This window comes from Bradyrhizobium sp. CSS354, from assembly GCF_029051725.1.
Lineage (GTDB): Bacteria > Pseudomonadota > Alphaproteobacteria > Rhizobiales > Xanthobacteraceae > Bradyrhizobium.
The window spans coordinates 112261-126152 of sequence record NZ_JAACFU010000016.1; the positions used below are offsets into that span (position 1 = coordinate 112261).

Below are 13892 nucleotides of genomic sequence, written 5' to 3' on the forward strand. Positions count from 1 at the left end.
ATTGCGCGATGGCCCCACTGGGCCACGCATATTAGAACCATGCTGTCTCGCGCACCGGTTCAGCCATGCCCCACACGTCCGCCCTGCTCGGCTTCGCCCTCGTCTGCCTCGGCCTTGTGCTCACGCCCGGGCCGAACATGATCTACCTGATCTCGCGTTCGATCACGCAAGGGCCGGCCGCGGGCATCGTCTCGCTCGGCGGCGTGGCGCTCGGCTTCGTGTTCTACATGCTGTGCGCGGCGTTCGGCATTACGGCGCTGCTGCTCGCCGTTCCCTTCGCCTATGACGCGCTGCGCTTTGCCGGCGCGGGGTATCTGCTGTGGCTGGCTTGGCAGGCGGTGAAGCCGGGCGGGCGCTCGCCGTTCCAGGTGAAGCAGCTTGCGATCGATAGCCCCCGCAAATTGTTTGCGATGGGCTTCGTCACCAACCTGCTCAACCCGAAGATCGCGATGCTTTATCTCGCGCTGCTGCCGCAGTTCATCGATCCCACCGCCGGCAGCGTGCTAACTCAGTCAGTCGTGCTGGGCGCGATCCAGATCGCGATCAGTGTCAGCGTGAATGCCATGATCGCGCTCGCGGCAGGATCGATCGCGCTGTTTCTCGCAAGCCGGCCAAGCTGGATGTTGGTCCAGCGCTGGCTGATGGGCACGGTGCTGGCCGGGCTTGCAGTGCGAATGGCGGTCGAGGCGCGGAAGGTGTGAGGCACACTGTCATGCCCCGCGCAGGCGCGGTATCCAGTACGCCGCGGCCTCTCGGTTAATCACCACCGCCTCTGGAATACTGGATCGCCCGCCTTCGCGGGCGATGACACCACCCTCAATCCAGCTTCGCCTCCATGCCCCGCTTCACCGCCGGACGTGCCATCAGGGCCTCGTACCAGCGCTGCACGTGGGGGAAGTCGGCCAGGTCAACCTTGTGGCGAGGGTGACGCCAGGCCCAGCCCAGGATGGCAAAATCGGCAACCGAGAGCTCGCCGGCGACGAAGTCGCGGGCCTCTAGCCGGCGGTCGAGGACGCCGTAGAGCCGTCGCGTCTCCGCCATGTAGCGCTTGAGGCCGTAGGCGCGGTCCTGCTCGTTCTCGAGCGCGATGAAATGGTGCACCTGGCCCGGCATCGGCCCGAATCCGCCCATCTGCCACATCAGCCATTCATAGACCGGGATGCGGCCCGAAAGCGATTTCGGCAGGAATTTGCCGGTCTTTTCACCGAGATAAAGCAGGATCGCGCCCGACTCGAAGATGCTGACGGGCTTGCCGTCCGGGCCATCGGGATCGAGGATCGCGGGAATCTTGTTGTTGGGTGAGAGCTTCAGGAACTCCGGCGCCATCTGTTCGCCCTTGCTGATATTTACCGGGATCACCTTGTAGGGCAGCCCCATTTCCTCCAGCGCGACCGAGATCTTGCGGCCGTTCGGCGTGTTCCAGGTGTGCAGCTCAATGGTCATTTGTCGCGCTTCCTTGCCCAGTCTTCTTGGCCCAGATATCCGGCATCCACCTACTCCAGAACGTTGCACCCCCACAACCGGCGGGCCGGGATGGCCGATCCCTGTTGACGGGGGAAGCCCCCTCTGGAATGTCGGGGCCGTCGCGGATAAATTCCGCCACCTCCAAAAACGCTCCCGAGGGCCCGCCGTGTCTAAATCAGCCTCCCGCGCCCGCCTGTTCGAGATCATCCGCCGGCGCTCCTTCGGCCGCGGCGAGGTGACGCTCGCGTCTGGCCGCAAGAGCGACTTCTACTTCAACCTCAAGCCGACCATGCTCGACCCGGAGGGCGCGACCCTGCTCGCCGAGCTGACCTATGAAGCGCTGAAGGACGACCAGCTCGATTTCATCGGCGGGCTCGAGATGGGCGCGGTGCCGCTGGCCGGCGCGCTGGCGCAGATCTCCTGGATCAAGGGCCATCCCATCGCGGCCTTCTTCGTGCGCAAGAAGCCGAAGGAGCATGGCGCCAAGCTCGCGATCGAGGGGTTGCCCAGGGGCGAGACGCTGGAGGGCAAGCGCGTCGTGATCGTCGAGGATGTCACCACCACCGGCGGCTCGGCGATGAAGGCGGTGGAAGCGGTGCGCGAGACCGGCGCGGAAGTGGTGCTGGTGCTGACCATGGTCGACCGCGAGGAAGGCGCCGACGACACCTTTGGCGCAGCCGGGCTGCCATTCCGCTCGCTGTACAAGGCCTCGGAGTTCTTGAAGGCTTGAGCGGCTAGACTTTCTCTGCCGTCGTGCCCGGGCTTGACCCGGGCATCCACGTCTTCGCCGCACCAGAGATCGTGGATGGCCGGGACAAGCCCGGCCATGACGAGGTCTACCCGTCCGGCGACACCGCTTCCCCCTCAACCGCTCATTTACCATCCCGCCTTATGGTGAATCATGTGCTGAGACCTGATGGTCCCGGCCGGTTGGGTAGCGTCGGGTGGAGTAAGCGTTTGCGTACAATCATGTCCCATGCGCGCCGGCGGCGTCGCGCGATGCTCGTAGCCGCCACATTGGCAGCACCGCTGCTTGCGGCTCCGGCCCCGGTTTCAGCCGAAGGCCTGTTCGACTTCTTCTTCGGCGGAATGCAGCAGCAGCGGCCACAGCGTGAGGTACCGCAGCAGGCGAGCTCCTACGCCGATCCCTTCACCGGCCAGCAGAACGCCGCATCCCCGCAATACGTGCCGCCGACACGTTCGGCCGCGGCCGGCGGCTCGGGACCGGCGTTCTGCGTGCGCAGCTGCGACGGCAAATATTTTCCGCTGATGCGCGGCCTCGTCTCGCCCGCGCAGATGTGTCAGGCCTTCTGTCCTGCGAGCGCGACAAAAATCTATTTCGGCTCCTCGATCGACGGCGCCGCGTCGCAGACCGGCGAGCGCTACGCCGACAGCGAGAACGCGTTCGCCTATCGCAAGGCGCTGCGCGCCGACTGCACCTGCAACGGCCGCGAGCCGGTCGGACTTGCTCCGGTCGATCTGGCGCTGGACTCGTCGCTGAAACCCGGCGACGTGATCGCCACCAGCGACGGCCTCGTCGCCTATACCGGCATCCGCGTCGGCAACGACCAGGCCGCGGACTTCACGCCGGTCGCCTCCTATCCCGGTCTCACCACGCAGGTCCGCGCGCGGCTCGGCGAGATGAAGGTGGCGCCGGTGCGCGCCGACACGGTGGCGGCGGATGGCCCCGCCGCGGAGATCGTGCGCGAGACGCTGCCCGACGTGACGGTGCCGAAGACGCAGAAGCCGGCGAAGCGGGCGGGGCTGGAGTAAAGCCACAACTCTCACCAAGTCGTCATTGCGAGCGAAGCGAAGCAATCCAGAATCTTTCCGGAGAGAGGCTCTGGATTGCTTCGTCGCTACGCTCCTCGCAATGACGAGATTGCTGCACTACCTCCCGATGATCACGCCGATCACATTCGGCGCCGCCAGATATTTCTCCTCGATCGCCGCGCGCGCGGCGGCGCGGTTGTCTGCCGTGAGCAGGCCGCGCTTCTCGGCCAGGATCATCCAGCAAAAACCCCACCAGTCGGTGAGCATGCCCTCATCGTCGACGAGGTCATAACCCTGCTCGGCTGCGAAGATGCGCGCATGCGCTTCGTCCAGCGTGTCGAGAAACAAATGGTCCTCGGCCGAAAACAGATCGTCGCTGACGTCGTCGATGGTGTAGCCCCAGATCGACTGGCACACCGCGTTGAACTCGCGGTCGAACTGGTCGTCGTCGACCGCGTAGCGCCGCGCCGTCTGATGCAGCCGCGACAGCGAGCGCGCGAAATCTGCGATCCTGGTGAGGGCAAATTGATCGACGGCAATGGTGGACATGTAGTCCTCGCGAAGTCTGGCGGACGCTAGATATTGTGTCGGCAGCGCGCCGAATCACAATGATATATCAAAGACTTGCTAAAGTGTTCTTAATTTGTTCTGATCTCCACATCGTCGTCCCGGCGAAGGCCGGGACCCATAGCCACCGCTATGAGACATGTCGGAAACGGGTGCCGCACAATGAATGCACCGGCCGCGTACTACGTCTACATTCTGGCCAGTCGACGATATGGCACGCTTTACATTGGCGTCTGCCGTGACCTCGTGAATCGACTTACATTGCATCGCTCCGGACGCGGTTCGAAGTTCGTCGCGAAGTACGGTGTAACGCGACTTGTCTACGTTGAGACGTACGCGACACCATCCGAAGCGATCGCACGTGAGAAAGCGCTGAAAGAATGGCAACGTGACTGGAAGATACGCCTGATCGAAAAGGAAAATCCGGATTGGCGCGATCTATCGCAACTTCTCTGACATCAGTGGTTATGGGTCCCGGCCTTCGCCGGGACGACACCAACTTTTTAGCGAGCCACTCTCCTCAATTTGCCGCCGACATCAACTTATCCCCACACGCGCTCGCATAAAACTTGCCGCCGCATTGGCGCTTGATGGCGGCGCAGCGGGCGGCGGGGGATGCGTTTTGCGGCAGCGTGACGGCGCAGCTCAGGCCATCGGCGCTGCGGCCCATCTTGCCGGCGGCGAAGGCGGCGCTGGAGGCGGTGATGCAGACGACGAGGAACGTGGCCGCTGCGATTTCGATCAGTCGTCGCATCACGGGTCTCATCAGAGGGTTCATGCACGTCTCCTCCACACTGATGGCTGAATTGGCCGCCATTCTACCACCAAATCCACGTTTCCCCGTATGCGTCCGGGTTCCCAAATCGGCCCGTTCCTTGCATAATTTTACGCCAGCGCAGTGCACGGTCGCACCAGCGACGGTTCCGGTGCACAGGCAAGATGCGTAGGGTCAGTAGTGTTCTCGCGACCAGGAAGTGACGACTTTGCAAGATTCATCGTTCCAGCCCAATTTTCCCGCTCCCAACCAGCCCATCGACGAACTCGCGCTGGCTGAGATCAAGGGCGCGATCCTGGCGAAGCTGCGCCTTGCCATCGGCAAGGATGCGGGCATGGCCACCAAGCACGACTGGTACCAGGCCGCCGCGCTGGCGCTGCGCGACCGCATCGTGCATCGCTGGCTCACAGCCGAGAAACACAGCTACGATGCAGGGCGCAAGCGCGTCTATTATCTCTCGCTCGAATTCCTGATCGGGCGCCTCTTCAGCGATGCGCTGAACAACATGGGGCTGCTGAAGATCTTCGAGGTCGCGCTCGGCGATCTCGGCGTCTCCTTGCCTGAGCTGCGCAAATGCGAGCCGGACGCGGCGCTCGGCAATGGCGGGCTCGGACGGCTTGCCGCCTGCTTCATGGAGAGCATGGCGACGCTGTCGATCCCCGCGATCGGCTACGGCATCCGTTATGATTACGGCCTGTTCCGCCAGATCATCAATCAGGGCTGGCAGCAGGAATATCCGGACGAATGGCTCGGCTTCGGCAACCCCTGGGAATTGCAGCGGCCCGAAGTGATCTACGACATTCGCTTCGGCGGCGGTGTCGAGCATGTCGACGACAAGGGCCGCGATCGCGCGATCTGGCATCCGTCCGAGACCGTGCAGGCGATGGCCTATGACACGCCGATCGTCGGCTGGCGCGGCCAGCACGTCAACGCGCTGCGGCTGTGGTCGGCGCGCTCGCCCGATCCGTTGAAGCTCGACGCCTTCAACACCGGCGACTATGTCAGCGCCAGCGCCGAGCAGTCGCGCGCGGAAGCGATCTGTAAATTCCTCTACCCGAACGACGAGAGCCCGGCGGGTCGCGAGCTGCGCCTGCGCCAGGAATATTTCTTCGTCTCGGCTTCGCTGCAGGACCTGATCAAGCGGCATCTTGCGTCCGACGGCCAGCTCCGCAGCCTGTCGAGCAAGGTCGCGGTGCAGCTCAACGACACCCATCCGAGCTTGGCCGTCACCGAGCTGATGCGGATCCTGATCGACGATCACAATTTCCGCTGGGACGAGGCCTGGAAGATCACGGTCGCCACGCTGTCCTACACCAACCACACGCTGCTGCCCGAGGCGCTGGAGACCTGGCCGGTCGAGCTGTTCGAACGGCTGTTGCCGCGGCATCTCGAGATCATCTACCGCATCAACGTGCAGCATCTCGCGCTCGCGGAAGCGCGCGCCCCCGGTGACATCGACTTCCGCGCCTCGGTCTCGCTGATCGACGAGAGGAGCGGGCGGCGCGTGCGCATGGGCCAACTCGCCTTCGTCGGCTCGCACCGCATCAACGGCGTCTCGGCGATGCATTCGGACCTGATGCGAGAGACCGTATTCCACGATCTCAACCATCTCTACCCTGGCCGCATCACCAACAAGACCAACGGCATCACCTTCCGCCGCTGGCTGATGCTGGCGAACCCGAAGCTGACCGATCTGTTGCGTGAGGCCTGCGGCGATGCCGTGCTCGACGACCCGACGCAGCTCAGCCTGATCGAAGCCCGCGCCAGCGACGTCGAATTCCAGAAGAAGTTCCGCGCAGTCAAGCTTCACAACAAGACCGCGCTGGCGCGCCTGATCGGCGAGCGGCTCGGAATCAAGGTCGATCCGAGCGCGCTGTTCGACGTGCAGATCAAGCGCATCCACGAATACAAGCGCCAGCTTCTCAACGTCATCGAGACGGTCGCGCTGTACCAGGCGATCAAGGACGATCCCAACGGCAACTGGGTGCCGCGGGTGAAGATCTTTGCGGGCAAGGCTGCGGCGAGCTACCGCTACGCCAAGCTGATCATCAAGCTGATCAACGACGTCGCCGAAGTCGTCAACAACGATCCCGCGATCGGCGGCAAGCTCAAGGTCATCTTCCTGCCCGACTACAATGTCAGCCTCGCCGAAGTGATCATTCCCGCGGCCGACCTCTCCGAGCAGATCTCGACGGCCGGCATGGAAGCCTCCGGCACCGGCAACATGAAGCTGTCGCTGAACGGCGCTCTCACCATCGGCACGCTCGACGGCGCCAACATCGAGATCCGCGACCATGTCGGCGCCGAGAACATCGCGATCTTCGGCATGGAAGCCGGCGACGTGATGATCCGGCGCAAGCAGGGGCTGGACGCCTCCGACGTGATCCGCAATTCGCCGAAGCTCCAGCGCGCCATCAATGCCATCGGCGTGGGCGAGTTTTCGCCCGGCGATCCCGGCCGCTTCGAATCCATCGCGCACGCGCTGCGTTATCTCGACCATTACATGGTCAGCGCCGATTTCGATTCCTATTACGAGGCACAACGCAGCGTCGATGCGCGCTGGCAGGTGGCGCCGGCCTGGACCCGCGCCTCGATCCTCAACGTCGCGCGCATGGCGTGGTTCTCCTCCGACCGCACCATCCGCGAATACGCCGAGGAGATCTGGAACGTGCCGGTCAATCCGACCACGCCGCTGCTGCCGACCTTGCGCGACGTCGCGGGCTGAATTTCCGCGGCGTGAAATCGGGTACCCACGAGGTAATTGCACAAGCCGGCGGCGGACGTGATATGACGTCCGTCATTGAACGCCGGATCAAACAATGCACGCCAAGCTCCCGCACCCTTTCGACGACGCCACCCGCGTCACCGCCGGCGACTCAAGCTGGCAGGGGCACACCAGCGACGACTATTGGGCCTTTGTCGGCCCGTTCGGCGGCGTCACGGCTGCGACTGTCCTGCGTGCGCTGATCGAGCATCCGCAGCGCGCCGGCGATCCGCTGGCGCTCACAGTGAATTACTGCGCACCGATCGCGAAGGGGCCGTTCGATCTGGACGTGCGGCTGGTGAAGGCCAACCGCTCCAGCCAGCACTGGAGCGTCGAACTGTCGCAAGGCGGCGGCGAGGTCGCAACGCTCGCCACCGCCGTGTTCGCCGAACGCCGGCCGTCCTGGGAGCACAGGGTGGCGCAATATCCTGATGCAAAGCCGTTCGAACAGACGATGCCGTTCCCGAAGATCGCGGCGTCCTGGGCCAACCAATATGAATTCCGCTTCGTCGAGGGCGAGATGCGGATCGGCCCGCCCAAGTCCGAGCTCGCCAGCACTTACTCAAAGCTTTGGATCAGTGATCGCGAGCCGCGCAAGCTCGACATGCCGGCGCTGATATCGATGTCGGACGCCTTCTTCGGCCGCATCTTCCACGCACGACGCGAGTTGGTGCCGTTCGGAACGGTGTCGCTGACGACATATTTCCACACGGACAGCGAAGAGCTCGCCGCCGAGGACATCACCCGCGTGCTGGCGACCGCAGATTCGAAGATCATGCATAAGAGCTACGCCGACCAGAACGCCGAGCTATGGTCGCCGAACGGAAGACTGCTCGCGACGACGACGCAGATCGCCTATTTCAAGGCGTAGCTGCTTCCGCAAGTTCGTCATTGCGAGCGCAGCGAAGCAATCCAGACTGTTTCCGCGGAGGGATTCTGGATTGCTTCGCTACGCTCGCAATGACGAGTGGAGAGATATCGCACAAACAAAAAGGGCGGCCTCACGGCCGCCCTTTGATAAAGACAGAACAAACTTACTCCGCCGCGAGCTTCACGTCCGGCGCGGCGGCGCGGACCTCGGCGTCGACCTGGGCTTCGAACTTGGCAAAGTTCTTCTGGAACATGCCGACCAGCGCGCGGGCGGTCTTGTCGAACTCGTCCTTGTCCTTCCAGGTGTTGACCGGGTTGAGGATCTCGCTCGGCACGCCCGGCAGCGCGGTCGGGACCGCGAAACCGAAATATTTGTCGGTGCGGAATTCGACGTTGCGAAGCGAGCCGTCGAGCGCAGCGGTGAGCAGCGCGCGCGTCACCTTGATCGGCATGCGTGAGCCGACACCGTACTTGCCGCCGGTCCACCCCGTGTTGACCAGCCAGCAGTCGACATTATGCTGGGCGATCAGGTCGCGCAGCATGTTGCCATAGACGCTGGGATCGAGCGGCAGGAAGGGCGAACCGAAGCAGGTCGAGAATTCCGGCTGCGGTTCGTTGCCGAGACCGCGCTCGGTGCCCGCGACCTTCGCGGTGTAGCCCGAGAGGAAGTGATACATCGCCTGCGCCGGCGAGAGCTTGGCGATCGGCGGCAGCACGCCGAAGGCGTCGGCGGCGAGCATCACCACGTTCTTGGGCTGCGGTGCGCGGCCGGTGCGCGAGGCGTTCGGGATGAATTCGAGCGGATAGGCCGAGCGCGTGTTCTCGGTCTTGGAGCCGTCGTCGAAGTCGACCACGCGGGTGTCTTCGTCGAGCACGCAATTCTCGAGCACCGCGCCGAAGCGCGTCGAGGCTGCGTAGATCTCGGGCTCGGCTTCCTGCGACAGCTTGATGCACTTGGCATAGCAGCCGCCTTCGAAGTTGAAGACGCCGTTCGGGCCCCAGCCGTGCTCGTCATCGCCGATCAGCGTGCGGTTCGGATCGGCTGACAGCGTGGTCTTGCCGGTGCCGGACAGGCCGAAGAAGATCGCGGCATCGCCCTTGGCGCCGACATTGGCCGAGCAATGCATCGGCATCACGCCGCGCTCGGGGAGATAGTAGTTCAGTGTGGTGAAGACCGACTTCTTCATCTCGCCGGCATAATAAGACCCGCCGATCAGCACGATCTTGCGCGCGAAATCGATCGCGACGACGTTCTCCGACTTGCAGCCATGGCGCTTCGGATCGGCGCGGAAGCTCGGCATGTCGATGATGGTGAGCTCCGGCGTGAAGCTCGACAACTCGACGGCCTCGGGACGGATCAGCAGCGTGCGAATGAACAGCGAGTGCCAGGCGAGCTCGGTGAAGACGCGGGTCTTGATGCGATAAGCCGGATCGGCGCCGCCATAGAGGTCCTGTGCGAACAGCGACTTGCCTTCGGCATGCTTGAGGAAGTCCTGGTAGAGCGTCTCGAACTGCTCTGCGGTGATGGACTGGTTGCCGGCCCACCACATCTTCTTGTCGGTGGTGGCGTCACGCACCGTGAATTTGTCCTTGGGGCTGCGGCCGGTGAACTCGCCGGTGTCGGCGCAGAGCGCGCCATCGGCCGACAGCACCGCCTCGCCCGCGGAGAGCGAGTATTGATAGAGTTGCGGCGCACCGAGGTTCCAGTGAACCTGCTTGAGATTCTTTAAGCCGAATTTGTCGGCGCCGAAGGCACCGTTGCGCACGCCCGTCTCTTGCACGAAAAATCCTCCTAGAACCCACTCAGCGCGATCATGCTTGGCGCCGCCGCGGTCACCGTGATTACAGGCCGTCCGGCCTCGGTTGGAACGACCTAATACTGATGAACGCTGGCGTTGCCAAGCTGATCCCTTAGGATTTGGTTTATTCAAGGACCGCGCCAAACGTCGCGCATGTCAGCTCTGAGCAGGCGCATCAAAAAATCAACAATGATCGCGCAACCAAATGCGCGTTTCGGCGTTTCCCAAGGTTATTGCGGCGCACAATGCCGGACAGTGTCGATGAAAATTCCAAGGCCACCCTATCGTACCGCGCCTTCGCCGATGAGCGCGAACGGCGCCCACATCGCAGGATACGCATTGCGCGGTGACGAGGTGTCGTCAACATAGGTTAACATCGCGCGGCGCAAGGCTTCGGCACGCCCGATTTTTGGTTCGTTTTTGAGCAGCTCGAAAGTCATCGTGGTCAAGCGGGTGGCAGCTTCGGAATCCACGGCCCAATGCGAGACCAGCAGCGCGCGCGCACCGGCATAGAAGAACGAGCGGGCCAGTCCTGACAGGGCCTCGGCGCCGGGCTTGTCGCCTGCGATGGTGTTGCAGGCCGAGAGCACAACCCAATCCGCGTTGAGCTTGAGCTGGGCGACTTCACTCGCAGTGAGCAGACCGTCATCGAGCTCCGTCGGCTGATCAGGAATCGAGAGCGCGAGCGAGGGCTCGCCCAGTCCCTTGATATCGCCGGCAACGAGGCCGTGGGTGGCAAAGTAGATGATGCCGTATTGAGCAAGCGCTGCACGCTTCAGCGTCGTCTCGCTGGCGTCGCGGCCGAGATGGATATCGGCCTCGGCAGCCCCGACATCCCTGGCCACCGCGTTCAACTCATCGGCGGTATCGGGCAGTTGCGGCAGCGCCTGCGCAAGTCGCGCGCGATCGACGCCGGCACCGCGCCAGAAGTCGCTATAGGCAATGGTCGCGATGCTGCGCGCGACGACCTTGCCGCTCGCGGCGCGCCGCTCGGCGGGCGCTTCCAGCGCGGGATTGAACACGGGATCGCCAAAGCCGGTCATCGGCTTCACGCTTTGGTCCCGACGGGCGAAGGCCCGCAGCGATTTCAGGCTGACCACCGACGGCAGCACCGAGACGGCCTGGCGCCGCAGCAGCCAGGCGGCGCCGCGATAGCCTTCGAGCGTGTCGGGGATCGCAGCCTGCGGCTTCTCGGTGACGAGCAGATGAAACGGCAAGGCGGTCAGCGCAGCCGACGGCACCACCAGCAGGCTGCGCTTGTCCTTTGTCAACGCCTCGACCGGACCGAGCAGCGCGACATGGAGCTCGTTGGCGAGTGCGAGATCGAACAATCCGGATTTGCCGGAGGCATCGCGCGCTTTGCCGACGTCGAGTCCCTTGCGGAATGCCGTCACCTTCTGCGTCAGCGCATCCGCGCCGAGTGGAATCGCCCTCCAGCCACGCCCTCGCGCGTGATCGCGATGACATAGCTTTGCTTGTCGACGACGGAGTAGAGCACCATCGCCTCGTCCGCCGACAGCAGCAGCTGAATGTCCTTTGCCGTCAATGGCAGGGGATTGGAGAGCGACGCGTAGTCGGGAAACTCGGCCGCGAGCGTCTTCTGCAAGCCCGCTCGCTCGTTGGCAATCGTTGCAATCCGCGCGCGGCTGCGCTGCTCGGCTGCGAGATCGCGCTGCGCGGATTGCTTCGACACCGCCGTGACGATCGCCTTGTCGAGTGCCTCGGACTCAGCCGCGAGATCCTGGTCCCGGCGCACCAGCTCGGCGAGCCGGTCGCTGCCGGCGGCAAGCCGGACCGCGAGCTTGTTCACGGCGGATGCGGCGGAGGATTGCGTGCCGCGCTGGATCGCGGCGAGGGCCTGGTCCAGCGCCTTGTCGCCGGGCAGCAGATCCTGTTGGCGTGCGGCGAACAGGACCGGCAACACGACGCGCAACTGCGCGCGATCGCCCCAAAGCGTCCTTTCCGCGAACGGCAATGCGTCCGCGGTGCGCCCGGCCACGTAGAGGAAATAAGCGAGATTGCTGGTCGAGGTCATGACGTCGGGATGATCGGGCCCGAGCGCACGTTCGCGAATAGCCAGCGCGCGGCGATAAAGCGGCTCGGCGTCGCCGTAGCGCTGCTGGTGCTCATAGAGGCCGGCGAGATTGTTGAGGGAGCGGGCAACGTCGGGATGATCCGGTCCCAGCACTTTCTCCCGGATGGCGAGCGAGCGCTTGATCGGCGCTTCCGCGTCCGGATCGCGGTTGAGATCGCGATAGGCCTGGCCGAGATTGTTCAGGACGGTGGCCACGGCCGGATGCTCGGGGCCGCCGGCCTTCTGGTAGATCGCGAGCGCCCGCTGAAACAGCGGCTCGGCATTCGCATAGTGCTGCTGCTTCACATAGAGGGTGGCGAGATTGTTGAGGGATTGGCCGACATCGGGATGCTCGCGCGACAGCCCCTTCTCGCGAACGGCGAGCGCGCGCCTGAACAGCGGTTCGGCCTCGGCATAGCGGCTCTGCCGCTGGTAGAGCGCGGCGAGATTGCTCAGTTCGGCTCCAAGCAGCGGGGTTTCGAGACCGAGCGACTTTTCCATCAACATGATGGCGCGCTTGTAGAGCGGCTCGGCCAGATCGTCGTGGCCCTGACCGGCATGAACCTGGCCGAGGTTGTTCAGCGCGGCGGAGAGTTCGCGACCGGTGTCGCTCTTCTCCAGGCTCGCGACCATGCCTTGCGCCAAAGGCAGTGCTTCCGAATATCTGCCGGCGCTCATCAGTGCGTTGATGCGCGCGCTCTCCGCGGCGAGACCTTTCGGAGCAGAGCTTGTCTGGGCAACGCTAGGCGTGACAAGCGATGCGGTGATCGCGAGCGTCAAACCCGCGGCCAGCGTCAGCCTCTTCCATTGTGCCATGACGCTCTCGCCGCCGCCTTCCGACCGGTTACGGGACCGATTACGGAGTTGGGTCGCGGCGATGGGCAACAGCGTTCAATGTGTTGCGCTTTGGTCCATCCTGGTGCGCGCTTCGCCGGCGAGGCGAACCAGCATCTTGCGCAGCGCCGTGCCATCAGCCACGCGCTCCGGGAAGTCCAGCCGCAGCGCGGTCTGGCCGTCCTGCATGTCGAGGCCCTCCGGATCGCAACCGGTGCAGCGCCAGTCGCCCGCGGCCGCGCCCAGCAGCTTTGTTGCATAGAGGCCCATGGCCTCGCGGTGGTCGGCATTCATGTGCTCCACCGCGCCCTCCTCCGCCGCCAGCAAGTCCTCGGCGCCCGTGAGGTCCGTGAGGAATTGCTCCGGCTTGAGGTCGACGATCCGGCCGAAGCCCGCGACCAGATGGGTTCTCGTGGGCCGGATCCGAAAGAAAGAGAAATCCTTAAAAGAAACAAAGGCTTCCGCTGAGGGATGGGCATTGAGATACCGTCGCTGGAGCAGATCCTGGTCGGCATCGGCCGACTCGGCATGACCGGACAGCATGATCCGGGCGCCTTCCAGCGGATCGCCCGCCGCCCGCTCGTCCAGCATCATGGACACCCGGCTGTCGGCCAGGATGTTCCTGGTGTGCACCGCCAATCCCGAGATCAGCAGGATCGGAGAGCCATCCGGATGGCTGGCCAGATTGACCAGGGAGCAATATGGATCGCCGCTGCCGGCCATCAACGTCGCCAGGGCACCCTGCCGTGACCGCCGCAGCAGCGATTTGGCGAGCTTTCCGGGATCGAAATCGGGGGTCGGTTGCATCGGCTTTCTCGGGTCAGGTGGTTGCATGGAGGGCCTTTTTTCGGGTAAACCGGGGCCCGGTTATGGGTCGAGATGCGGCGAATCTGCCGTGTTTCGTGGAACTTGGTCACACTTCAGCCTAGCTTGCATTGCTCGGTGACAAGGTTCGACTGCCAACATCGGCAC

General features: G+C 64.0%; 11 protein-coding genes and 1 pseudogene. 6 read left to right on the forward strand and 6 right to left on the reverse strand.

Annotation, left to right across the window (positions count from 1 at the left end):
- Positions 1–65: 65 nt before the first annotated feature.
- Positions 66–701, forward strand: coding sequence for a LysE family translocator (locus tag GWG67_RS29855; protein ID WP_106941212.1), 636 nt, complete (start codon positions 66–68; stop codon positions 699–701).
- Positions 702–816: 115 nt separating this feature from the next.
- Here GWG67_RS29855 and GWG67_RS29860 read toward each other — a convergent pair whose 3' ends face one another.
- Positions 817–1443 carry a glutathione S-transferase family protein gene (locus GWG67_RS29860; protein WP_275172891.1) on the reverse strand — a complete coding sequence of 209 codons (627 nt, stop codon included), beginning with the start codon at positions 1441–1443 and terminating at the stop codon, positions 817–819.
- Between the two features lie 187 nt (positions 1444–1630).
- Between GWG67_RS29860 and pyrE the strand changes: the two genes are divergently transcribed.
- Both pyrE and GWG67_RS29870 read left to right on the forward strand, forming a co-directional pair.
- On the forward strand, positions 1631–2194 hold the full coding sequence (gene pyrE / locus GWG67_RS29865; RefSeq protein WP_018460046.1) for an orotate phosphoribosyltransferase: 564 nt from the start codon (positions 1631–1633) through the stop codon (positions 2192–2194).
- A 269-nt stretch (positions 2195–2463) separates the two neighbouring features.
- Positions 2464–3237 carry a DUF2865 domain-containing protein gene (locus GWG67_RS29870; RefSeq protein WP_275172892.1) on the forward strand — a complete coding sequence of 258 codons (774 nt, stop codon included), beginning with the start codon at positions 2464–2466 and terminating at the stop codon, positions 3235–3237.
- 117 nt (positions 3238–3354) lie between these two features.
- Here GWG67_RS29870 and GWG67_RS29875 read toward each other — a convergent pair whose 3' ends face one another.
- The gene (locus GWG67_RS29875) at positions 3355–3786 is read right to left on the reverse strand and encodes a hypothetical protein (protein ID WP_275172893.1); all 432 of its coding nucleotides are present in this window, start codon (positions 3784–3786) and stop codon (positions 3355–3357) included.
- A gap of 180 nt (positions 3787–3966) precedes the next feature.
- Here GWG67_RS29875 and GWG67_RS29880 point away from each other — a divergent pair, with 180 nt between their 5' ends.
- Positions 3967–4260 carry a GIY-YIG nuclease family protein gene (locus GWG67_RS29880; RefSeq protein ID WP_275172894.1) on the forward strand — a complete coding sequence of 98 codons (294 nt, stop codon included), beginning with the start codon at positions 3967–3969 and terminating at the stop codon, positions 4258–4260.
- Between the two features lie 64 nt (positions 4261–4324).
- Here GWG67_RS29880 and GWG67_RS29885 read toward each other — a convergent pair whose 3' ends face one another.
- Positions 4325–4558 (reverse strand): hypothetical protein, encoded by a 234-nt coding sequence (locus GWG67_RS29885; protein WP_275172895.1) that lies wholly within the window; start codon positions 4556–4558, stop codon positions 4325–4327.
- A 229-nt stretch (positions 4559–4787) separates the two neighbouring features.
- Between GWG67_RS29885 and GWG67_RS29890 the strand changes: the two genes are divergently transcribed.
- Positions 4788–7304, forward strand: a complete 2517-nt coding sequence (locus GWG67_RS29890; RefSeq protein WP_275172941.1) for a glycogen/starch/alpha-glucan phosphorylase — start codon at positions 4788–4790, stop codon at positions 7302–7304.
- A gap of 94 nt (positions 7305–7398) precedes the next feature.
- Positions 7399–8214 carry an acyl-CoA thioesterase II gene (locus GWG67_RS29895; RefSeq protein ID WP_275172896.1) on the forward strand — a complete coding sequence of 272 codons (816 nt, stop codon included), beginning with the start codon at positions 7399–7401 and terminating at the stop codon, positions 8212–8214.
- Positions 8215–8377: 163 nt separating this feature from the next.
- Here GWG67_RS29895 and GWG67_RS29900 read toward each other — a convergent pair whose 3' ends face one another.
- From GWG67_RS29900 to GWG67_RS29910, 3 genes and pseudogenes are all read right to left on the reverse strand, one after another.
- Positions 8378–9994, reverse strand: a complete 1617-nt coding sequence (locus GWG67_RS29900) for a phosphoenolpyruvate carboxykinase (protein WP_275172897.1) — start codon at positions 9992–9994, stop codon at positions 8378–8380.
- Between the two features lie 299 nt (positions 9995–10293).
- Positions 10294–12902, reverse strand: a pseudogene (locus GWG67_RS29905) (tetratricopeptide repeat protein).
- Between the two features lie 75 nt (positions 12903–12977).
- Complete coding sequence (locus GWG67_RS29910; RefSeq protein ID WP_275172898.1) at positions 12978–13727, reverse strand: HugZ family protein; 750 nt, start codon at positions 13725–13727, stop codon at positions 12978–12980.
- Positions 13728–13892: the final 165 nt, after the last annotated feature.

Excerpts from the sequence above, each read along its gene's own strand:
- GWG67_RS29895 (WP_275172896.1), top strand. The coding sequence starts at position 7,399 with ATGCACGCCAAGCTCCCGCACCCTTTCGACGACGCCACCCGCGTCACC.
- GWG67_RS29870 (WP_275172892.1), top strand. The coding sequence starts at position 2,464 with ATGCTCGTAGCCGCCACATTGGCAGCACCGCTGCTTGCGGCTCCGGCC.
- GWG67_RS29855 (WP_106941212.1), top strand. The coding sequence starts at position 66 with ATGCCCCACACGTCCGCCCTGCTCGGCTTCGCCCTCGTCTGCCTCGGC.
- GWG67_RS29860 (WP_275172891.1), bottom strand. The coding sequence starts at position 1,443 with ATGACCATTGAGCTGCACACCTGGAACACGCCGAACGGCCGCAAGATC.
- GWG67_RS29880 (WP_275172894.1), top strand. The coding sequence starts at position 3,967 with ATGAATGCACCGGCCGCGTACTACGTCTACATTCTGGCCAGTCGACGA.
- GWG67_RS29875 (WP_275172893.1), bottom strand. The coding sequence starts at position 3,786 with ATGTCCACCATTGCCGTCGATCAATTTGCCCTCACCAGGATCGCAGAT.
- GWG67_RS29885 (WP_275172895.1), bottom strand. The coding sequence starts at position 4,558 with ATGCGACGACTGATCGAAATCGCAGCGGCCACGTTCCTCGTCGTCTGC.
- GWG67_RS29910 (WP_275172898.1), bottom strand. The coding sequence starts at position 13,727 with ATGCAACCGACCCCCGATTTCGATCCCGGAAAGCTCGCCAAATCGCTG.